Genomic DNA, 21,953 nt, shown 5'->3' with positions numbered 1-21,953 from the left:
CTATGAAAATAATTGCTGCAACTTTAAATGCTAAATATATACACACCAGTTTATCCATTCGATATTTAAAGGCATATGCCTCACCAGAATTCCAAGTGGATTTAGCTGAATATACAATCAAAGATCCTGTTATGAATATCGTTAGTGATCTTTTTTCAAAGAAACCCGATGTAATTGGTTTTAGCTGTTACATCTGGAATATTGAAGAAACACTGAAAGTCGTAGGGATGTTGAAGAAAATCAATCCTAATTTGACGATTGTATTAGGTGGACCTGAAGTAACATACGATGTGGGTGAATGGATTCAAAAGCTAGATGATGTAGACTATATTGTCATTGGTGAGGGCGAGCTCACTTTCAAACAGCTGTTAACGTATTTGTCAGGTCATGGAGAGCTTAAGGAAGTATCTGGGATTGCCTATTTGAAGGATGGCAAGCCGGTCATACAGCCACAATCTGATAAATTGAACTTAAAGGATATCCCAACTCCTTATCGTTTCGAAGAAGATCGCTCTGAGCTTGCAAAACGCGTTGTCTATATTGAGACGAGCCGCGGATGTCCATTCAGCTGCCAATTCTGTCTATCATCTATTGAAGTCGGTGTAAGATACTTTGATAGAGAAAAGGTAAAAGCTGACATCCGCTATTTGATGGACAATGGTGCAAAAACGATTAAGTTCGTCGACCGTACCTTCAACATCAGCCGTAGCTATGCAATGGAGATGTTCCAATTCCTAATTAACGAACATCGCCCAGGAACTGTATTCCAATTTGAGATTACAGCAGATATCATGCGCCCCGAGGTTATTGAATTTTTGAATGATAATGCACCTGCTGGATTATTCCGATTCGAGATTGGAGTTCAATCTACGAACGATCCAACGAACGAACTTGTCATGAGGAAGCAAAATTTTTCAAAGCTAACAAGAACTGTCACTCTTGTGAAAGATGGAGGCAAAATCGACCAGCATCTGGATTTAATCGCAGGTTTACCTTTAGAGGATTACAATACGTTCAAGAAAACCTTTAATGATGTTTTTGAACTACGTCCAGAAGAACTACAGCTTGGTTTCTTAAAAATGCTTAGAGGAACTGGCCTTCGCTTGCGTGCCGGGGATCATGGCTATATCTACTCTGATCATGCTCCTTATGAAATTCTCGGAAACAATGTTTTATCTTTTGATGATATCGTCCGAATCAAACAAGTTGAGGATGTGCTTGAGAAGTATTGGAATGATCATCGAATGGACCATACTATAGAGTATTTAACAACTGTCGGTTTTCCATCACCATTTGATTTCTTCCAATCGTTTGGGTCCTTCTGGGAAGAAAAAGGCTGGTCACGAATCGGGCATCAACTTGAAGATTTGTTCAGACGTCTTTACCAATTCCTACAGGAAAATGGCTTCAATCAGCTTGATACTGTTTTTGATTTAATGAAGCTTGATTACTTCACGAACCACCGTTACAAGCCAAGGAAGCCATGGTGGAATCAAGACATGGAAAAACAAGATCGCTCTGTTATTTATCAAGCGATTCTAGGGAAGCCTGACATGCTTGGCAGTGAATTTGTGAAATTAGGTTTACACGAAAAAGATTTATATAAACACACAGTCTTAGATGAAACATCCATTAATATGAGAGCCTACTTGGAAAATGGGGATACGATTCAGGAATCATCATGGATGCTTGTATTCTTTGATCCAAATGGTAATGGAGCAAAAGTTTTTGCGTCTCCAAAAAATCATTTAATAGAAATTTAACCAAACATTTAGAGGATGCGATTAGAATTAAATCGCATCCTCTTTTTTATAGGCTATTTTCGTAAACTTTGTTGCTATTTTACAATGGAGTGGGTAATTGCAGCGAGAAGAAGAGAGCCATTTTATTTTACCGTTTTTGCTTATTTTCCTTCTCTTTTTTGGACTTCCCTGTTATTTGGAACAATTCATACATCTTTGCAGCGTTCATTCCGCCTACCAATTCTGTTCCGAATTCTTCCCTTACATTTGACAAAACTTCGTTTCCTTGTTGATTGTCACGATTGTTGTCCATTATGCCCTACCTTTTCTGCCTTGCTTTGAGTTACGGTTTGCCCCCTTCATTGGGTCCTCACCGACTGTATATTCTGTTGAAAATTCAGCTTCAGCTAAGTTCTTCTTTGGAGTTTTTGCCGTTTTTTCAGCTGCGTTAAATTGGGCTTTTCTTTTCATGAAAGTGCCTCCTAATTTTTGAAGAATGGATTCTTAGGTTGAGTTATTTAGGGGCTTCTTTATTCATGCGAATGAAAGGATAATTTTTGAAAAATAACAAAAGCTAAAAGAAATGCGGAGAGCGCCTGCTTATCGGCGACCAGCATAAGACTAGCCGGCTGGAAGGTTGGTTTTTACCTTCCGGACGGATTGGCTTATGACCTCGAGCCGATGGCGCTCGTAGCTAGACATCAAGAAAAGCGGAAACGCCCTCGGAACAATCTAAATGCGAATTGTTCCTACGAGGTCTTGCCAAAGGAGAAATTCTTGCTTAGCACTATTAGGAGGAATAGCAGATGAAAGATAAAGACGAAAATTTGGAAGTTCCATTTATAGATGACACATTGCCTCATCAAATCAATGCACCAAGTTTTAAAGGAACAGGGATCAAAATGGAAGCACCTTTCACAAACATTCATAATGTGGTCATTGGGGACAGCTTATACGCATCAGAAAATTCCCCATTAGAAAATTGGACAGTTAATACCGATCCCGAGATTATGGCTGGTGAACAGTGGATTCATCCAACAAACGACATTGGATGGAATACTGATGAAAATAGAGAACTGCTTGAAGAAAAGCGTAAACCACAAGCTGCTCCTTTTATGCACCCTACCCACGATACGAGTAATAACGTAGATTAATAATTGAATTGTGTCTATAATCTTTATTCCATAAAACCGCAGGAAGATATCCTAGCGGTTTTGGTGTGTTTAGGTTTTTTCAATTAATGAACCTTTCTTTCAAATTAGGAAATAATTTCACAACAACTAGTAGTTTGGCACAAACTAATGTCACACATTTCTTTTGTTTGATAAAGGGCAATTTAATTTCAGATACTAAAATTGAACAACTACGTAATTAAAAAGACCAAATCATTTTGTGATTTGGTCTTCTCATTTAATATGCCATTGACGATGCATCTCCGCGAAAAACCGTGCTACGTACAATGGAGGCATCCATTGTGTGTCTTATGCTTTTACTGTTTCAGCTTCAAGATTCATGGACGGACCAAAGAATTCGAAGTGAATGTTTTCATCTTTAATACCTAGGTCTTTTAGGGACAGAATTACAGCTTTCATAAATCCTACAGGTCCACATACATAGTAATGTGCTTGTTGATTTAATGCCATACCTTGTAGCATTTGTTTTGTTACTCTTCCTTCTTGTACATTTGGATTGTCTAAGTTACCTTCTGCAATTTCATACAGGAATGTATAGCCTAACTTTTCCATTCCATCAGCAATGCTTTCAATTTCTTGTTCAAAAGCATGAAGATCTTTATTTCTTACAGAATGAATAAGTGTCGCAATTTTGTTTGGATTTTTCTTCTTAAGATCATTTAGCATGCTCATGAATGGTGTGATACCTACACCACCAGCAAAGAAGTAGATTGGGGCATCATTTTCTAAAAGTACGAAATCACCCGCTGGTGCAGTCACATCTAATGTATTACCTTCTTCAATGGCATCATGTAAGTAATTTGAAACCTTACCATCTGGTGTTCCTTCCATTTGCTCTCTTTTTACTGAGATTCGGAAATATTCTTCTCCAGGAGCTGCAGATAAACTATATTGGCGATTCATTAAATAGGTTTCACCAGGAATTTGCACTCTTACTGTAATGTATTGACCTGGCTTGAAATCTGGAACAGTTGAACCATCTACTGGTTGTAAGTAGAAGGAAGTGATATTTTCGCTTTCTTGTTCCTTTTTCACGACCTTAAATTCCTTGAACTCTCTCCATCCGCCATTTTGATTAGCTGCTTCTTGGTACATTTCTTCTTCAACACTAATGAAAACATCAGCAATTACTCCATAAGCTTCCGCCCATGCTCCAATAATTTCATCAGTGGCTGCGTCACCAAGTACTTCTTTTATGGCCCCTAGTAAGTTTTCTCCCACAATTGGATAATGCTCTGGCTTTATGACTAAACTACGGTGTTTATGAGCAATTTGCTTAACGGCTGGTAATAACACATGAAGCTGATCAATATATTTCGCCGCAGCATAAACTGTGTTTGCAAGTGCGGTTTGTTGTCTACCTTGTTTCTGGTTTGCATGGTTGAAAATATTCAATAATTCTGGATTGCTTGCAAACATATTTTTATAGAAAACAGTTGTAATTTCAGTTCCTTTTTCGGCTAATACAGGTGCAGTTGATTTAACAATATCAATAGTTTTTTGAGTTAACATAAGTTTTCGCCTCACGATTTAAAGTAGTATTTTAAATACATCTTTAGTATAGGCCTAATCTCTTTTTTAATCAATGACTTAAGGCAAGAGTTCACTTATTTTTCACAAATGCCTGATTATGTTACTATATACTTAATCTAGGAACGAGGGATTGTTATGCGATTAACAAGTTATAGTGATTATTCGGTACGAGTACTAATTTATTTATCTATTCATCATGAAAAATTGAATAATATTAAAGATATTGCCCATGTATATGATATTTCAAAGAATCACTTAATGAAAATTATCTACAATCTTGGAAAATTGGGGTATATAGAGACAATCCGAGGCAGAAATGGTGGAATCCGGCTTGCAAAAGAGCCAAATGAAATTAATTTAGGGGCACTCCTTAGACAAACTGAAGAAGACTTTCATATCGTTGAATGTTTTTCAAAGGATCATAACCATTGTGCTATATCTCCAGTCTGTAATTTAAAAGGGGTGTTTTACCAAGCAAAACAAGCCTTTTTACAGGTTTTAGATTCTTACACGCTGGAAGATGTTGTAACAAACCGGATCGTATTAAAGGAATATCTACAAAATCCTAAAACTGTCCCTGAAATAATTGAACCCTAATACGAAAGCCCGATTCATTTTTTGAATCGGGCTTCTTTTTTTATTTGGCTACCCTGAAAATAACTTCAACATCATGGATAAGCACCAGCATAACGGTTCCTTACCCAATGATGATTCTTTCCTTCGGGTAATGATACCTGATTTTCTTTTCTTTCCCACCGATCATGAATAGGAAAGAGATGATTCCTACCCGACCAATGAACATTAATCCCATAATTATAAGTTTGCCAATGGTCGTAAGATCCGATGTAATCCCCATTGACATCCCTGTCGTACCAAATGCCGAACATACTTCAAATATGATTTCTAGTAAAGTAAATCGCTCCGTGATACTTAATAACATTATTGATGAAAAACAAATGATGAATCCCATCATAGATACGACCAAAGATTTTCTTATATCTTCCTCATGAATTTCCCTCTTGAAGATTTTTATGCTTTTGTTCCCTTGAGCGAAATGATAGAGAAACAATAAGTTAATAGCGAAGGTGGTTGTTCGGATCCCCCCTCCTACTGAGCTTGGGGAAGCACCTATGAACATTAATCCACTTAACAACAGCAAAGTAGGCTCTGTGAATTCCGATACATTCATTGTGGCTAAACCACCACTCCTAGTGGAAACTGACTGGAAGAGTGAATAGATCAAACTTGCATGCCACGACTTATCGGAAAGGAAATACTCCTTTTCCAAAAGGAATATTAGAATCGTCCCACCAATGATTAGGAAAGCAAAAGTTATTGAGGTTAATTTAGTAAATAAAGAGAATCGGAACTTAAAGTCAGCAGGCCGTTCAAATAAGAATCGTTTCAGCTCAATTAAAACCGGAAAACCTATGGCCCCTAGAATAATTAAAACCATATTAACGAATTGGATGAAATAATCGTCTGCATAAGGAATTAAAGAAGCACCAGTAATATCGAAACCACCGTTTGTAGTCGCACTTACTGAAGCGAATAATCCATGAAGGGAAGCCTCCCTCCAATCAGGAAAATAACGTAAGAAGTAAAAACTTAATACCAATGCTCCTATGATTTCAATAAGTAGGATAATTTTTATTAACTGGATTAATAGATCGACCAAACCTGAAAATGTTGGCTGGTTTTGATCTGCCATAATTAAACGTCTTTCCTTAAAGCCTATTTTCTTTCCGAAAATGAGCCATAGGAACGTACCAAGAGTCATTATGCCAATGCCACCAAATTGTAAAACGAACATTAAAATAAATATTCCTGGCACACTAAAGGTTTGTGATACGTCCACTGTAGACAATCCTGTCACACTAACCGCACTGACTGCCACAAATAATGCATCGATCCATTCTAATTTTACGCCTGGTTTCAAAGCTATCGGAATTCGTAGCATGATGGTAGATATGGTAACGGCGAGGAAATAATAAATGACAATCATTTGGGCTGGAGTTAATTTATTTATTATTTCCTTTATTAATTTCCACATAGCATTTTTCCTTTCCGAACGAAAAACATCTCCTTCATTGTAATGAATGACACTAGTGTTTGTCCATGTCATGATGTCAGATATATAATAAAAAAAATGGTTTTTGGAGGTTTATATGTTTTTACCCCAATCACTGGCAAATAAAATCATAAATGATGTAAGGAAATTATTGGATGAAGAATTGATTATTGTAGGCACTGATGGAATGATCATAGCCAGCACAGACATTCAACGAGTAGGTTCTTTCCATGAAGGTGCGTATCTTGTCTCTCGTGACAAGCAAAAGCGGATCATCTCAGTAGAAGATGAGAATAAACTTCGTGGTGTAAAAGCAGGAATTAACCTACCCATCGTTGTAAATCAAGACGTGGTAGGTGTTCTTGGTATTACAGGAATGCCTGATAAAGTGGCTTCGTATGGGGAAATAGTAAAAAAAATGATAGAACTTATGATTCAAGAAAGCTATCTCATGGTACAGGATGAAGGAAGGAATCGTGCCATTGAATCGTTTGTATTCGATTGGATCCAGCAAAAAGATTGGGATGATTCATTTCTGAATAGAGCAAGACTACTACAAATTGATCTACAGGTCGATCGACAAGTCGTGATTTGCAAAATGGATGAAATGGATATTATGGATAGGCACTTGTGGCAACAGATTTCCCGATGGGTTGAGCAAGAACAGAACGACCTCATTGTAAGGTGGGGCAATGATCGTTTCGTTTTATTGCTGACATCCGCTACCAAAAGCAAAACCCGTGTTGAAATTAAAATGAATGCATTTAGAATCTATCTGGAAGAAAAATTGCATGCTTCCATATCGATTGGAATTGGTAATACAGTCCATTCAAAAGAAGTAAAACAATCATTCGAAAAAGCGGAACGTGCTTTAAACTTCGCAAGGATTAACCATTCTGTGGTATTTGATGATGATTTAACATTGGAGATGGTATTAGACGATATACGTCCCAACACGAGGAATGAATTTTTGGAACGGACCCTCTCCCCTCTTCGTGATGAAGAAGAATTAATTGAGACATTGCGAAGTTATTTCCAGCATAACTTATCTCTGAAAAAAACAGCTTCCAGCCTCCATATTCATATCAACACTCTGCATTACCGGATAAAAAGAATTGAAGAAATTTGCAAGTTGAACCCCAAAGCAATCAGGGATTTAGCGACACTCTATTTCGCCATTCAATTATTAGATAAAGATACAAAAAATAATTAATTATAGATTCCATTTTTAGATGAAACTACATAGTTAGTTTCATCTCTTTTTTTTATAATCAATGGTAAATAGCAATTGCGGAGGAATCGTATGCTTACATTGAATGTAAAGGAACAATTAATAAAAGTGGTTGGCTTTGATAATTTTAGTGCGTCACAGGTAGAAAGGTTGGTTCATTCCTATGATGCCACTCCTAATTTTCAAGCGATGCCCGATGCGGTAGTTTTTCCACGTAACACCCAAGAGGTAGCAAGCATAGTAAAGATTTGCAATGAACACAAGGTTCCTATCGTCCCAAGAGGTTCTGGGACGAACTTGTGTGCAGGTACTACTCCCACAGAAGGGGGCATTGTTCTGGTTTTCAAGCATATGAATAAAATTCTTGAAATTGATGAAGAAAATTTGACAGTGACGGTACAGCCAGGGGTAATAACGTTGGATATGATTCATTCAGTCGAAGCAAAAGGATTGTTCTACCCACCAGATCCTAGCTCAATGAAAATATCCACTATAGCTGGAAACATCAGCGAAAACTCCGGAGGACTTCGAGGATTGAAGTACGGAGTGACAAGGGATTATGTATTGGCGCTTGAAGTAGTGCTCCCAAATGGAGAAATCATCCGTACAGGAGGGAAACTTGCCAAGGACGTAGCAGGCTATGACCTTACCCGATTAATGGTCGGTTCAGAAGGTACTTTAGGAATCGTCACAGAGGCCACATTAAAACTAATTCCTATGCCTGAATCGAAAAAAACCATGCTGGCCCTCTACCAAGACTTAGAGGCAGCAGCTCGCACGGTCTCCAAAATCATAGCGAACAAAATCATTCCAGCCACGCTTGAATTTTTAGATCAACCTACCTTAGAAGTAGTCGAAGCTCATGCTCAAATTGGATTACCTACAGATGTCAAAGCAGTCTTACTTATCGAACAAGATGGGGCATTAGAGGTTGTGGAACGAGATATGAAAAGGATGGCTGAAATTTGCAAGGAGCAAAATGCTGTTTCTGTTAAAGTTGCGAGTTCTGAACAGGAAGCTGAAGGACTTCGCACAGCAAGACGAAATGCATTATCTGCCCTGGCTAGACTTAAGCCAACTACTATTTTAGAAGATGCAACTGTCCCTAGGTCGGAGATTGCTAAAATGGTCACTGCCATCAATCAAATTGCTGAAAAATACATGGTGAAAATTTGTACGTTTGGCCATGCTGGAGATGGAAATCTTCATCCAACTTGCCCAACCGATGTTAGAGACCATGAGGAAATGGAACGAGTTGAAGCTGCCTTTGCTGAAATATTTGAAACGGCTATTAAGCTTGGTGGGACCATTACTGGTGAGCATGGAGTGGGAATGATGAAAGCACCTTATTTAGAATGGAAGCTCGGTGCAGAAGGCATGGCAGTCATGCGTGCGATTAAGTCAAGTTTTGATCCGAATAACATTATGAATCCTGGTAAGGTATTTGCCAAGGAAGCGCGTAAAAGAGTAGTGGTAACGAATTGACAACAGTTCAGGAAAGACAAATCATACAAGACCAATTTAAGGAAAGAATGGATGAGGATGAACTTTTAAACTGTATGCGTTGTGGATTTTGTCTCCCGTCTTGCCCGACTTATATTGAATCTGGTTTTAAGGAGTCGCATTCTCCTCGTGGACGTATAGCATTAATGAAAGCTGTAGTGGATGGCATCATTACTCCTGATGAAGATGTGGAGCGATCATTGGATCTTTGTCTTGGGTGTAGGGCATGTGAACCAGTATGCCCATCTGGAGTCAAATACGGACACTTGCTTGAGGAAGCCAGAGATATCATACAACAAAACAAACAGCACTCTTTTGCAACAAAATTACTTCGAAAAGTTGCTTTTGATGGTTTATTTCCACATCAACAGCGGATGAGAAACATGACGGGATTGCTAGGTTTCTATCAAAAATCTGGGCTTCAGTCAGCGGTTAGAAAAATTGGGTTCATGAAGTTGTTCCCAGACCATCTTGCCGCTATGGAAAAAGTCCTTCCGAAGGTTCCCTCCATGAAAGAAATGAAAGGCCGACCCGAATTTCTAGAGGCTATCGCTACCAAACAAAAACGAGTAGCATTCTTTTCTGGCTGTCTAATGGATACGATGTTTATGGAAACGAACAATAATACAATGAAGCTTTTGCAATTGGCAGGTTGTGAAATAGTCATCCCTAAGGCACAAGCATGTTGTGGGGCTTTGCACGGACACAGCGGAGAGAAATCTGGTGCAAAAGATTTGGCAAAACGGAATATTCAAGAATTCCATGAGCTGGAAGTTGATTATATCATCACGAATGCTGGTGGATGTGGTGCTTTTCTAATTGAATACGATCATTTATTGCATGATGAACCAATGTGGAAGGACAAAGCTAAGGAATTCGTTTCTAAATTAAAGGATATTACCGAAGTTTTAATTGAACTAGATTTTCATCATAACTATAATTTATCTCTACCCCATCAAATTGTAACGTACCAGGATTCCTGTCACTTACGGAATGTCATGAAAACATCCTCTGCACCTCGGCTATTGTTAAAATCGATTCATGGGATTGAGTTTCGAGAAATGCAGGATGCAGATCGTTGCTGTGGATCAGCCGGAATCTATAATATTGTAGAATCGGAAATGTCGATGAAGATATTGGATGATAAGATGAAGAAAACGAAAGCGGTTATTGCTAATACAGTCATCACTGCAAATCCAGGTTGTTTGTTACAAATGAAACTAGGAATCGAAAGAGAAGGAATGAGTCCACAAGTTCGCGCCCTTCATATCGTTGATTTCTTAGTAGAGGCTATAAAGCAATAAAAATTTTGAATCCAAAAAAGCGGCTAACACCATTCAAATTAAGTGTTAGCCGCTTTTTTTATTCATGACTAAGAACAGATCCTTTAGAAGACGGTCTTTCTTTCAAATAAATATTAATATCATTATGTTTCCCTTTAGTGATTAAATCCCTAATGATCTGTGCCAGGATGATACTATAAACGGTCCCATTTCCTCCGTAGCCAAGCATGAAATAGCTATTCGGATAATCTTCATATATTCCGATAGTCGGTAGACCATCATGTGTCTCTCCATAAAAAGCTCCCCAATAAAATTCCGCTTCAATTTTCCCTACAACATTCGGGAAGTAATTTCCTATCATGTCGAGGAGTAGATCTCGTTTATGAAGCAACATGGACTCCCGTTTCTCAACAAATGAAGTCTTCTCATCCAATCCACCCATTATGATTCGATGATCCCTAGTTGTTCTAGCATAAATATAGGGGCGGTCTGTTTCCCAAATCATCATCCGTTCATACCACATATCACTTTCCGATAAGGAATTAGTGGCGATGGCGTAGGATGAAACAATTATGGCATTAGGGTCACGTTTTTCTTCCTGTGCTTCATATCCAGTTGAAAAAATGACGTATTTCGTTCTGATCTCATATCCGTTTTCCGTATAAAGAACCGATTGATCCTGGCTGAGCTTTTTTCCATTAATACGGGTATAGGGATGTACACGAGTCCCTTTTTTATGGGCGTACTGTAACAATGAGTGAACTAGTCGATATGGATTAACTTCTGCATCATTGTCGGTAACCAAAGCTGCAGGACGAGAAAAGCCAAACTTCTTTTCAATCATGTTTTGATCGTAATATTCGACAGGAAAGCCAAATTTCTTAAATAGTTCAAACTCTTTGTCCAGTAAAGGCTTATCCTTTTTAGATGAAGCTAAATAAAGACTTTTTCTTATAATAAAATCAGGATCTTCATCCAAACTAGGGACAACTGACTTTTTCAACAATTCAATGGCATCAAAACATAATTGATAATGCCGAAAACCGATATCTTCACCAAAGCTTTGAATGGTGGAAGTTAATGTTTTATCATTGGAATACTGAAGCAAGCCCGTATTTGCACTAGTGCTTCCTTCTCCGATCCCTCGTTTATCGACAACCACCACTTTCAAACCTGTTTCAGCCAAAAAATAGGCAGCATTCGCACCTGAAACCCCTGTTCCAATAATGCAAACATCACATTCGACATCTTCTTCCAACGGGCTGAAATGACTTTTATGGGTATTAATATTCGACCAAAATGCTTTCCCATCTTTTAAATCCATAATTCTCCCCTACCTGTAATATGATGCAATTAATCTACCCTAAACAAACCTGATTCCAAACTACATCAAATCGTTCCAGCATTCACAATATAAGGATATCCTTCCACCAAACATTGATTTTCATTAAACATAATCCCTTTTCCTTCAACTCATACTAGTGATACAGGTTACATACCTGTCAATAAAATAGAGGAGTGAAACATAATGGCAAGAAGTTCAAATAAACTACTAGTTCCAGGAATTGAGCAAGCATTGGATCAATATAAATATGAAATTGCACAAGAATTTGGGGTTTCATTAGGCTCTGACACAGCTTCTCGTTCAAATGGATCTGTAGGTGGAGAAATTACGAAACGTTTAGTACAACAAGCACAATCTCAACTTCGTGGACAATAATTAAATAAGAATGGCAAAAGACCCCGACATGTGCCGGGGTCTTTATTGGTTTAATCCTGATTATAATATTTTTTCTTGTCTCGATCAGAATCCTTGTCATCATCGTCTCGGTCGTAGTTATTATTTTGTTTACCATTATTATGATGGTAATTCTTTGAGCGATTTTGGGACATCTTATCGTTTTTGTCACTTTTTCCTTTTGTTTTCACATGACTACTTTTTTTTTCACCATGGTCATATGAACCCTTCTCTTCCTGTTTACCGTTAGAATGAGAATCATTACCTCTAGGTTTGTCATTCTTGTTAGAATGATTTTTATCATTTGACCTTGGATTTGTACCAGTTGCTGGCTTGCCAGGGTGCAAATCTTTCTTAACATTTTCTTTTTGATTAGGAACGGAAGATTGATTAACCGGAATGTTTTTATCTACTTTATTTGTAGTAGAAGGAGCCGATTTTGTTTGTGGTTCTTTTTTAATAACTTGCTTTGCTTTTTCAACTGTCTTAGACTTTACATACTGCCCAGTGGAAACACCTTGTTTTTTGGCAATTTTACGTTCTTTTTTTGTAGCTTCTACCACTGTGACTTCACTTGTAACTGGTAAGCTTTTTTGTACGGACAGAACAAGCTGTTCCTTCTTTTCCTTGTCCTTAAGCCCAACTGTAGATAAAATTACTTGATCAGGATTCTTTAAATAGCCATTGTCTTTCATTGAATTAAGTATCAATTGGGAGACTGCCGTTGCACTTTTGTCCTCCCACTCCTCAATTCCTGAGATAATACTTTTACCCTCTTTATTCAATGCTCTTAACTTAATCACGTTAAGGTCTTCATCCAGTGCCATTTCAACACCTGGATTCTCTTCGATGGTCATATAAGCATATACTTCATCTTGGTTGAATGCTGGGAAGAGGGAGAAGAAAAGTATCAAGCAGGCGACCATACCAGCTATTAGTGTTTTAGGTCCTGAATAATGTATCCATTTATTCACTTTTTTTTGCATCATGGGTGAAAAAGCAATTTCTTCTCCAACCATATATGGTCGGTCTCTATATGTTTTTTTGGTTTTTAGAAATTCACCTTCAGGGGTAAGCAAAGTGACAAAATGATTGTCAACTTCCATGATAATTCCCTTTCTCATAAATCCTGCACCCCTTTTAAATAATCCTTTAAATATATAAAATCCCCGCATAAAATGATGGCAAGCGCTATGATATATTTTCTATTACGCTCAATCGTTTTCCTGCTGACATCAACCTTGCTTTCCAGCTGCTTGATCGGCAATCTCTTTTTTTCATATAATGCCTGAAGCATTTCTGGATCGTTAATCAATGTCTTCGCGATATAAATGGCACTTAGTCTAGAGTCTGCGTGCTTAGGTGAGCAGTCCACCAAATCTGAAAATGAAACATCAAATTCCTTTAAGCTTTTTGTATATTGCAAGATCTCTTCTTTTCTTTTTAGTGATTCTTGCTCAATCTGAAATTGTTGCATTGACTGTTCCGCTTCAAGGTAATTTTGCGCTTGCTCCTCTTCATCACTACTTTGCATATCGATAAGTAAATCTTGTTGCTTGCGTGACTGACTGCGTAAATAGTCAATGACCCTTCGCTTGATTAGCGTTTCTGCAAAGGAGATGAGTGAACTACCCTTTTCACGGTCATATTTATCAAGTGCTTCATTAAAAGCGATAAGACCAATGCTAAATTCATCATCTGATTCTCTTATATATCTTCTACACACTGAAGATGCTGTTTTCGCGATAAATGGCTTAAATGATTTGATTATTTCATTTCGTAAATGAAGATCGCCATCTTGTATCTTTAGTATGGATTCTTCTAAATTCCTTTTTTTGCTACTTAAAGCTGAAAATAATAAACTTAGCATTGGCCTCACCTCAATTCATTCTAACATCTAAAGTTTCGATATTATCATTTTAAGGGTAAACAACTGAAAAGACAGTTCCAAATGGACTATCTTTTCAGTTGCTTATAGGCCAATTATACCTTACTTATCATCATTCTTGTCTTGGTTTGATTTGCCATTACCTTGGCTATTTTCATTTCTTTGTTCTTTACCTTTTTGCCCATGATTACGATCGTCATTTTTACCTTTGTTCTCATGTTTCACTTTTGGAGCTTCAGGTTTTTTCACTTCATGCTTAACTGGCTTTACAGTTTTCTCTTTTTCAACTTTTTCTTTCTTGTTTTCATGCTTTACTTTAACTGGTTTTTGTACTTCTTTTTTAACAGGTTTAACAACTGGAACTACAGTAGTTTCTTCTTTTGTTGTATCTTCTGTAGTTGTTGTTGTATCAGTAGTAGTTTCTTCTTTTGTTGTTTCTTCTGTTACAGGCTCAGTAGTAGTTGTGTCTTCTTCTTTTTCAGCATATTTCTTTTCGATTTTTGCAAGCTTTTTAGCTAGCTTCTTATATGATTTTTCAATATTTTTTTCGATAGCAGCACGAGCCTTTTCACTTCCGATGTTTCTTTCTTCCATTTTTGCCAAAACTGCTTTTAATGCGATAATGTTTTGACGCATCATGTCTTTGATTTCTTCAATTTCTTTTGTCTCTTCAGCAGGAGTAGTTTCCGTACCTTCTTCTTTGTCTGTTACTTCTTTATCTGTTTCTTCTTTATCTGTTTCTTCTTTATCTGTTTCTTCTTTATCTGTATCTTCAGCATCTTCTTTTTGCTCGTCTTCTACTTTATCAGCAGTATCGCCTGAAGTTGTTTCTTCTTCTTTAACAGAATCTGTTGTTTCTTCTGTTTTTGGTTCTTCAGTTTTTACAGCGTCTTCAACCGCTTCCATGTCGCCCATTGCTTTTTTAAGAGTTGCAATAGCCTCTTCTTGTTTTCCTTCTGCAAATAATGCCTGAGCTTCAGCAAGACGCTCAGAAGCAAATTTAGAAAGTAACTCTGCTTGCTTTACATCGTTTACAGTCAAAGCTAAACGAATTTTTTCGATAAGCGTTTTTGTGAAGTATAAGAAATCTCCAGGAACTAATGCTGGTGCTTCTACTTTTTCAGCTGTTTCATTTAAATCTACAGTTTGTACAGTTTTCGTTTCAGTGTTTTCTTCAGCTAAAGCGGAGAATGCTCCAGAGAAAGTGAATGTTCCAGCTAATACTAAAGCTAATGTAGACTTCGCTACCTTATTTAAATTTTTCACGTTGCGTACAGGATCTTTTTTCATGTTTAAGCACCTCATAAGATTTTGTAATTTTTGTATGAAATATATTTCATGAAACAAATACGCCATGTGACAAAATTTTTATGGGGGTTAAAGTTTGTGAAAAAATAAAACAAACTATTGTCCTACAGTCTAAAACGCTGATATAAAGGAGTTTTTAAAAGATATATAGAAAATAAATCTTTTTATATTCGGGATAATCTTTCTATATGAGAAACACCATTTTGAATAGGCACATAAAAAAACCCTTACCATTGGTAAAGGTTTTTCACTATCACATTGAACTTGTTTGATTTTCTATTACGGTTTTCGACCGTTTTTGTCGAATTGCAAATGCAATGACAAGTGCCATCGATAATCCTCCGTAACATAGGACCATGTTTTTAAAGCCAATCGTATCCAAGAAGAAACCTGCACTCACCAGAATAATTTGGAAAAGAATCCGATCCATCATACCTCGGAATGAGAAAAAGCGACCGTGATATTCTCTGTTCACCATTGTTTGGAACATCGTTGCAGCTACTGGGAAAAACGATCCTGCGGCAATCCCAAAGATAGCAAATGAAATGATTGAAGGGATTTTGTCATCTGCAAAAAACAACGACAAGTGTGAAAATGCTATGCCTGCTGCGCATATCATTAAAATCTTCACTGAATCTCGACCAGGTGAGAAACGCTTAATGAAAAAAGCTCCAATCATAAAGGAGATTCCTTCGGTCGTATAGAGCCAGCCTTTTATAGTAGGGTCATGCTGCATTTCACTGATTTTCAAAACCATCAAATTAAAACTTCCGATAAACATGGTCGGGACTAACATCAGCACTAATCCCAATAATACGGGTGGATTGGACTTGATAACCGGCCAGACCTCTTTGAAACCCCCTTTTTGTTTAGATGACTTGGCTGTGCTTTGCTTTGGAAGATCTTCCTTGATATTTAGCATTAAAGTACAAACGAATATTAGTACGTACGATAAAAGTGTTAGGAAATACATATTGAATAACGAAATATACAGCAGCAACATACCAGCTAAGGCCGTTCCTATTATCCTTGCGATGGTTCCCACATTCATATGTAAGCCATTTAAACTCATCAGCTGTTCATCTTTTGCAATAAGAGGGATTGCTGCCTGTAAAGCAGGGAAATAAAAAGCAGCAGATATTCCAAGGACCAGCATATAAACACTCATCCACAGCACTTGTTCTGTCCAAATAGCAACAAACATAAACATCACAGCTAATATCCTTGCAAGGCCTGCATAGATCATCACTTTCTTTTTAGAGGTTCGATCAATAATTCTTCCTGCCATCGGACCGAATAATACGCCAATAAACAATCCAACAAACAATATTAAAGATTTATGGAAATCGGAAGGAACAAGTTTCTGTAAGAATTCCAGGTTCCCAATAATCCCTACCCACATCCCAAGATTCGCAATGAACTCTCCGGTCATTAAAATCCATATATTTTTATTTCGTAACATTCTTAATCACAGCCTTATTATTGTTATTTCGTAATACTAAGTATATTACTGTTTGTAAATAACTGTCTATAAGGTTAGAAAATATATTTGATCGCTATAGAAAAAAGCTGACTAATAATTAAGTCAGCTTTTATGTTTTATTTTTCCATTAACCCTTCTTCCTTCACTTCACTCTTTCTTCCTGAAAGTAAGAATCCTGCAATAACTATTGCAATCAGAACACCCCAGAAAAATAGTTTCCATGGTTTGGATTCTGGGAAGTGTTCATCAAGGACAGCAATCGAAGGATGGGCCAATGTGAACACCGCTAGTTTTACTCCTACCCATCCAACAATATAAAATGCTGCTGTTTCAAGAGATGGCTTATCATGCAGAAGTTTCACGAAGACGTTGGCTGCAAACCGCATGATGACAAGGCCAATGACACCTCCAAGGAACATGACCGAAAATTGCCCTCCATCAATGCCTCCGATTTCAAACCAGCCTGTTCTTGGAAGGGTGACTGCCAGAGCCACTGCCGCTAACATCGAGTCAACTGCAAATGCAATGTCAGCCAGCTCTACTTTGAGAACGGTCATCCAAAAACCAGAACCTTTACCAGTTTTTTCTTCTTCATACAATTTTTCTTTATGTGTGTATTTCTTATATAAGTGATGAATTGCAATGAATAATAGATATCCCGCACCTACTGCCTGCACCTGCCAAACATCCACTAGAAAGGAAATGAGGAATAAACTTGCAAATCGAAACACGAATGCGCCCAGCAATCCATAGAATAATGCCTTTTTTTGTTGTTCTTTCGGAAGATGTTTTACCATAACGGCCATTACTACCGCATTATCTGCAGCTAAAATACCTTCTAAACCGACTAATACGAGTAATACCCATCCATACTCTAATAGTAATGAAGCATCCATTTTTCAATCTACCTCCAATTGTAGTTAGTGTTCTTCTTTTTTCCCACTAGCTGCAATCCAAAACTTGGGAGATTGGTTCCAATAGTTTTGAAAACAACAAAAAAGACCGATGCCGCTAGTGGCAAAGGTCTTGCTGAGCACATGTAAATATGCCAACAAAGCCGATGGAAGGACTTCCATGAATTGACGACTTTGTTTTAGGGCGAACCCTAACGCTACTCCCCTTTGAAAAGGAACATGATATATATCATTACAGTTTTATTATATTTAGTGAGGAACTTTTGTGCAACAAAAACACCTCAATTTTTCTAAATTATTTATTTTTTGACAGCTTCAATAATTTCTGGAAAGAATTCAAAAATGTAATCCATTTAACACGGTTAGAAAAGTAACTTTTAAAAAGGCTTAAAAACAATTCGTATTTTCCATGATAAGGATACCATTGTATTTCACTAGATTTCCGCCCTGGATCAATCATTACCGCTTTTTCATGACAAAAAATCCGGAGACCTACTTCCCCATGATAATTACCAACACCACTTTGTTTGGCACCGCCAAACGGTAAGTTATGGTTTGCGACTGTCACAATAACATCATTAATGACAATCGCCCCAGTCACAATTTGTGAGGCAACTTGCTGGGCTTTTTGAATATCCCTAGACCAGATGCTAGCATTCAATCCATATTCACTGTCATTAGCTAGTTTGATTGCTTCTTCCACTGTATCAAACGGCACGACAGGCATGATTGGACCAAACGTCTCTTCTTTAAGGATTTTCATTCCTTTATAGACATTAGAAAGGACCATCATCGGTAAATACATATCGCCTTCCTTCCACTGTTGTGGAGGAATTCCTGTCTCGAGCCTAGCGCCTTGTGATAATGCGTCTTCAATATGTGTTCTCACAATGTCAATTTGAGCAGGAAAAGTCATGGATCCTACATCATCTGAAGTACTTTGCCCCTGCTTCATATTGGCCACTTCTTCTTTTACGAGATGCAAGAATTCCTCATAGACTGAACGGTCCACATATACCCTTTCAACACTCATGCAAACCTGCCCACTATTCGTGAATGCACCCCATACAGCCGCTTTTGCTGCACGTCTCAAATGGGCATCGGCAAGGATGATCATCGGGTCCTTCCCACCCAATTCAAGGGTGGTAGGTATTAGTTTTTTCGCTGCCACCTGCTGAATGACTTTTCCTGTTCGGACAGAACCAGTGAAGAAGATGTAATCGGGTCCCTGTTCTGTTAAAGCAGCCCCAAGCTCCTTTCCACCATGGGCAAACGAAATGACTCCTTCTGGAAACTCAGCCAATTTGAACAAGTCTTCCATCACTTTCCCAACGTATGGGGTGACTTCCGAAGGTTTAGAGATGACACAGTTGCCACCCACTAATGCGCTTAAAATAGGGACCATCGCCAACTGGAAAGGATAATTCCAAGGTGAGATCACGAGTACTGTCCCCCTTGACATATATTCGATATACGATTTTTTCCCCATTAACAATAAAGGGGTAGGAACCTTCTGACGACCTAGGGTTTTATTCGCGGTTTTATCCAAAGTCTTTAAAAAATCCAGAACGGGCATGATATCTGCCACGAGGGCTTCTAACTTTACCTTCCCTGTGTCTAAAGAAATCTTATGTGCTATTTCATCCATTTGCTCGACCATGATGTTTCGAAGCTTATGGAAATACCCCAATCTCTCATCGATTGTCAAGGATGACCATTTGGGAAAGGCCATTCTAGACTTTTCATACATAAAAGTGGTTTCTTCTACTGTAGTCTCATACATCTCGGCAATAAATTCACCTGTGACAGGAGACTGGACTTTTAACATTCCTGCTTGTTTCATGAGAACATCCTTTACCTAATTTGTATTTGGTATTGTTCATTTTCTTTATTATCCAGATAAAACTTTACCATGGAAGGGACTCCTACCTTAAAATCAGGACACTGGATACCTGCTGTAGCTAAATCCTGTTTCGCTTGCTGACAATCAAAATCGCCTTTCCATGTAAAGTAATCCAATGCTTCCTTTTCTACATGTAGCCATTTACGAACGGTTGAAATTGAAAGAAAAGCTTTGCTTAAGGATAGTGGGAGCCTGCCAATCGGTCGTTGTTTAAATAATTCCTCAACGAACATATCATACACCTGGGACGCCGTATAAGGGTTTGGATCGGTTAAGTGATAGGTTTTTCCTTCCCCACCTTCGAAAAATGACAAGAATGCAACCGATTGGATTATGAAGTCAATCGGGACAAGATTGATCTTGGCATTTCCTTTTCCTATATAAGGCTTTATCGGAAGGAAGGATAATGAATCCAAAAAGTTCAAGATAAAATAAGGACCATCAAATTTATTCGTTGCCCCTGTAATCGAATGACCTTTTACAATCCCAGGGCGGATAATGGTCACGGGAAGCTCTGACTTCAGTTGATCTACTAAAACTTCCGCTTCATATTTTGTTTTTTCGTAATGATTTTTGAATGCAGATGGCTTAAGAAGTTCATGTTCATATAGCTTTCCTTCCCTAAAGCCGGCTACGTATGCCGTACTAAAATACACATACCTTTTTAATGACGTCAAGGTTTTAACCCATTCATTGACGTTTTTAGTACCATTGACATTGATATCGTATGCAATTTTTTCAGGGACTGCCAAGTCATAAATTGCTGCAAGGTGAAATACATGGGTGATGTGCTGAGTATTAAAGGTTTCATGTAATTCCAAGCCTACCTTTGAGATATCCCCTTTGATGACTTTGATAGAACCCTTAGGAAGATTCAATTCAGACAGAATAGTATGAATTTCTTCATCCGCCTTCTCCACCAATGCAGGCAATACAAGCATATATGCTTGTTGGAAATCATGATCGGAATTAATCAACTGTCTGATCAACTGATTGGAAATGAAACCTGGAAAACCTGTCATGAAATAAACATGAGACATCGTTCACCCTTCTTCCCCTGAAAAATAGTGCTGTTCTAATCTATTCTTCATAAAAAGAAAAAAATCCTCTAGTTGCAGAGGATTGTCAGAATACCTTATATATGCTCACGGAACAATATGACCCAATTACGAATTTTAGGAATGTTCCATTTTTCTAGATATAGCAACATCCCTTCAATAAGGACTTCCTTTTCTTTGCCCTGGGCATCGATTTGTTCTTCAATCGTTTTGATTGCCGTTTGGACAAATTCCATTTTATCCTTCCCAAGATCCAGACTTTCGGATAACTCTTTCAATTCTTTAATTAAACTCTGCATTTTCTCATGTTTAGATATTCCCTGTCTCTCTTCAGCCATAAGGAATTGCAAATAATTGCTTTCTGATAAATAATGATCTTTTTTCTTCAGGGAACCTGTCACAATGTCATCTAATTTACTCATCAAGAAACGGGCTAGTCGATACAAATCCTGTTCCTTAACATCGAATAATAGGATAAAAACATATTCCTTCATAATGCCACTAAAGATGACAGCCGCATCAAAGGAAACTTCCCTTGCTTCATTCCCATATAATTTAATGATTCTATCAACTGTCCATTTCAAGGACTTAGTCCTCATTTCCATCATATATGCACCCATGTCTTTATTCTTGAATACGGATGGATCTTGCATATGCTTTTGAATGAAATCTCGGTACTTCATGAAATTATTCAATTGGTAATATAGTTGTTTTTCGAATTTTTCTTGCACCGTTAAATCTGTTTCACGTTCAACCTCCATCATTTTAGCCGTAAAAGTAACATAGCTTTCCTTAATGATGGACATAAACAACTCGTCTTTTGATTGGAAATACGTATACAAGGATCCTTTAGCTATTTGGCATTTGGTAGCAATGTCCTGCATTGATGTAGAATGGTATCCTTTTTCTGAAAACAGTTCCAATGCTGTATCTAAAATTAATGCTTTTTTATCATTCATTTATTTCACATCCTAAATAGTGGACTATTCAAATTTCCTTATTTTCTAAGGAGTTTGAATATGTCTTAAATTTCTCGTACCTCCGTAAATACTACTTTCGATGGAGACCATTGTCGTTATTTCTTCACTCTTCTTGTTGCCTTATC

20 protein-coding genes are annotated in these 21,953 nt (G+C 37.7%); 7 read left to right on the top strand and 13 right to left on the bottom strand.

The window, feature by feature from the left end; translation table 11 throughout:
- Window positions 1-2 precede the first annotated feature (2 nt).
- Complete coding sequence (locus tag G3O09_RS14215) at window positions 3-1,763, top strand: B12-binding domain-containing radical SAM protein (RefSeq protein WP_163102150.1); 1,761 nt, start codon at window positions 3-5, stop codon at window positions 1,761-1,763.
- A 127-nt stretch (window positions 1,764-1,890) separates the two neighbouring features.
- Here G3O09_RS14215 and G3O09_RS14210 read toward each other — a convergent pair whose 3' ends face one another.
- Together G3O09_RS14210 and G3O09_RS22210 are read right to left on the bottom strand one after the other, a co-directional pair.
- Window positions 1,891-2,055, bottom strand: a complete 165-nt coding sequence (locus G3O09_RS14210) for a hypothetical protein (protein WP_163102149.1) — start codon at window positions 2,053-2,055, stop codon at window positions 1,891-1,893.
- Complete coding sequence (locus tag G3O09_RS22210; RefSeq protein WP_205439663.1) at window positions 2,055-2,213, bottom strand: hypothetical protein; 159 nt, start codon at window positions 2,211-2,213, stop codon at window positions 2,055-2,057. Before G3O09_RS22210 ends, G3O09_RS14210 begins: the two co-directional genes overlap by 1 nt.
- A gap of 335 nt (window positions 2,214-2,548) precedes the next feature.
- On the opposite strand from G3O09_RS22210, the gene G3O09_RS14205 reads away from it, so the two are divergent.
- Window positions 2,549-2,896, top strand: a complete 348-nt coding sequence (locus G3O09_RS14205; RefSeq protein WP_163102148.1) for a DUF3905 domain-containing protein — start codon at window positions 2,549-2,551, stop codon at window positions 2,894-2,896.
- Window positions 2,897-3,223: 327 nt separating this feature from the next.
- Here the strand turns inward: G3O09_RS14205 and hmpA are convergent, their stop codons facing one another.
- Window positions 3,224-4,447 (bottom strand): NO-inducible flavohemoprotein, encoded by a 1,224-nt coding sequence (hmpA, locus tag G3O09_RS14200; protein ID WP_163102147.1) that lies wholly within the window; start codon window positions 4,445-4,447, stop codon window positions 3,224-3,226.
- 156 nt (window positions 4,448-4,603) lie between these two features.
- On the opposite strand from hmpA, the gene G3O09_RS14195 reads away from it, so the two are divergent.
- Window positions 4,604-5,065 (top strand): Rrf2 family transcriptional regulator, encoded by a 462-nt coding sequence (locus G3O09_RS14195; RefSeq protein WP_163102146.1) that lies wholly within the window; start codon window positions 4,604-4,606, stop codon window positions 5,063-5,065.
- 100 nt (window positions 5,066-5,165) lie between these two features.
- On the opposite strand, the gene G3O09_RS14190 is transcribed toward G3O09_RS14195, so the two are convergent.
- Window positions 5,166-6,521 (bottom strand): TrkH family potassium uptake protein, encoded by a 1,356-nt coding sequence (locus G3O09_RS14190; RefSeq protein WP_163102145.1) that lies wholly within the window; start codon window positions 6,519-6,521, stop codon window positions 5,166-5,168.
- A 115-nt stretch (window positions 6,522-6,636) separates the two neighbouring features.
- Here G3O09_RS14190 and G3O09_RS14185 point away from each other — a divergent pair, with 115 nt between their 5' ends.
- From G3O09_RS14185 to G3O09_RS14175, 3 genes are all read left to right on the top strand, one after another.
- Entirely contained in the window at window positions 6,637-7,752 is a 1,116-nt protein-coding gene (locus G3O09_RS14185; RefSeq protein WP_163102144.1) for a CdaR family transcriptional regulator, read from the top strand.
- Window positions 7,753-7,842: 90 nt separating this feature from the next.
- Window positions 7,843-9,255 (top strand): glycolate oxidase subunit GlcD, encoded by a 1,413-nt coding sequence (glcD, locus tag G3O09_RS14180; RefSeq protein ID WP_163102143.1) that lies wholly within the window; start codon window positions 7,843-7,845, stop codon window positions 9,253-9,255.
- 47 nt (window positions 9,256-9,302) lie between these two features.
- Window positions 9,303-10,577, top strand: a complete 1,275-nt coding sequence (locus tag G3O09_RS14175; protein WP_163102179.1) for a (Fe-S)-binding protein — start codon at window positions 9,303-9,305, stop codon at window positions 10,575-10,577.
- A 58-nt stretch (window positions 10,578-10,635) separates the two neighbouring features.
- Here G3O09_RS14175 and G3O09_RS14170 read toward each other — a convergent pair whose 3' ends face one another.
- A complete protein-coding gene (locus tag G3O09_RS14170; protein WP_163102142.1) occupies window positions 10,636-11,880 on the bottom strand; it encodes an NAD(P)/FAD-dependent oxidoreductase in 1,245 nt (414 codons plus the stop codon).
- Window positions 11,881-12,084: 204 nt separating this feature from the next.
- On the opposite strand from G3O09_RS14170, the gene G3O09_RS14165 reads away from it, so the two are divergent.
- Complete coding sequence (locus G3O09_RS14165; RefSeq protein WP_163102141.1) at window positions 12,085-12,276, top strand: alpha/beta-type small acid-soluble spore protein; 192 nt, start codon at window positions 12,085-12,087, stop codon at window positions 12,274-12,276.
- Window positions 12,277-12,326: 50 nt separating this feature from the next.
- On the opposite strand, the gene G3O09_RS14160 is transcribed toward G3O09_RS14165, so the two are convergent.
- The 8 genes from G3O09_RS14160 to G3O09_RS14125 all read right to left on the bottom strand — a co-directional run bounded on the left by G3O09_RS14160 (window position 12,327) and on the right by G3O09_RS14125 (window position 21,807).
- Window positions 12,327-13,418 (bottom strand): anti-sigma factor domain-containing protein, encoded by a 1,092-nt coding sequence (locus tag G3O09_RS14160; RefSeq protein WP_163102140.1) that lies wholly within the window; start codon window positions 13,416-13,418, stop codon window positions 12,327-12,329.
- Entirely contained in the window at window positions 13,415-14,173 is a 759-nt protein-coding gene (gene sigI, locus G3O09_RS14155) for an RNA polymerase sigma factor SigI (RefSeq protein ID WP_240338440.1), read from the bottom strand. Before sigI ends, G3O09_RS14160 begins: the two co-directional genes overlap by 4 nt.
- Window positions 14,174-14,284: 111 nt before the next feature.
- A complete protein-coding gene (locus G3O09_RS14150) occupies window positions 14,285-15,472 on the bottom strand; it encodes a DUF5667 domain-containing protein (protein WP_163102138.1) in 1,188 nt (395 codons plus the stop codon).
- 271 nt (window positions 15,473-15,743) lie between these two features.
- The gene (locus tag G3O09_RS14145; RefSeq protein WP_163102137.1) at window positions 15,744-16,952 is read right to left on the bottom strand and encodes an MFS transporter; all 1,209 of its coding nucleotides are present in this window, start codon (window positions 16,950-16,952) and stop codon (window positions 15,744-15,746) included.
- 137 nt (window positions 16,953-17,089) lie between these two features.
- Window positions 17,090-17,869 (bottom strand): TerC family protein, encoded by a 780-nt coding sequence (locus G3O09_RS14140; RefSeq protein ID WP_163102136.1) that lies wholly within the window; start codon window positions 17,867-17,869, stop codon window positions 17,090-17,092.
- Window positions 17,870-18,182: 313 nt separating this feature from the next.
- On the bottom strand, window positions 18,183-19,730 hold the full coding sequence (locus G3O09_RS14135; protein WP_163102135.1) for an aldehyde dehydrogenase family protein: 1,548 nt from the start codon (window positions 19,728-19,730) through the stop codon (window positions 18,183-18,185).
- An 11-nt stretch (window positions 19,731-19,741) separates the two neighbouring features.
- Window positions 19,742-20,830 (bottom strand): SDR family oxidoreductase, encoded by a 1,089-nt coding sequence (locus G3O09_RS14130; RefSeq protein WP_163102134.1) that lies wholly within the window; start codon window positions 20,828-20,830, stop codon window positions 19,742-19,744.
- Between the two features lie 95 nt (window positions 20,831-20,925).
- The gene (locus G3O09_RS14125; protein WP_163102133.1) at window positions 20,926-21,807 is read right to left on the bottom strand and encodes a TetR/AcrR family transcriptional regulator; all 882 of its coding nucleotides are present in this window, start codon (window positions 21,805-21,807) and stop codon (window positions 20,926-20,928) included.
- Window positions 21,808-21,953: the final 146 nt, after the last annotated feature.

The sequence above is a fragment of the Peribacillus alkalitolerans genome (genome assembly GCF_010882125.1).
Taxonomy (GTDB): domain Bacteria; phylum Bacillota; class Bacilli; order Bacillales; family DSM-1321; genus Bacillus_BN; species Bacillus_BN alkalitolerans.
The sequence above is the reverse complement of the archived record's forward strand: the minus strand, read 5'-3'. Positions and strand labels throughout refer to the sequence as shown.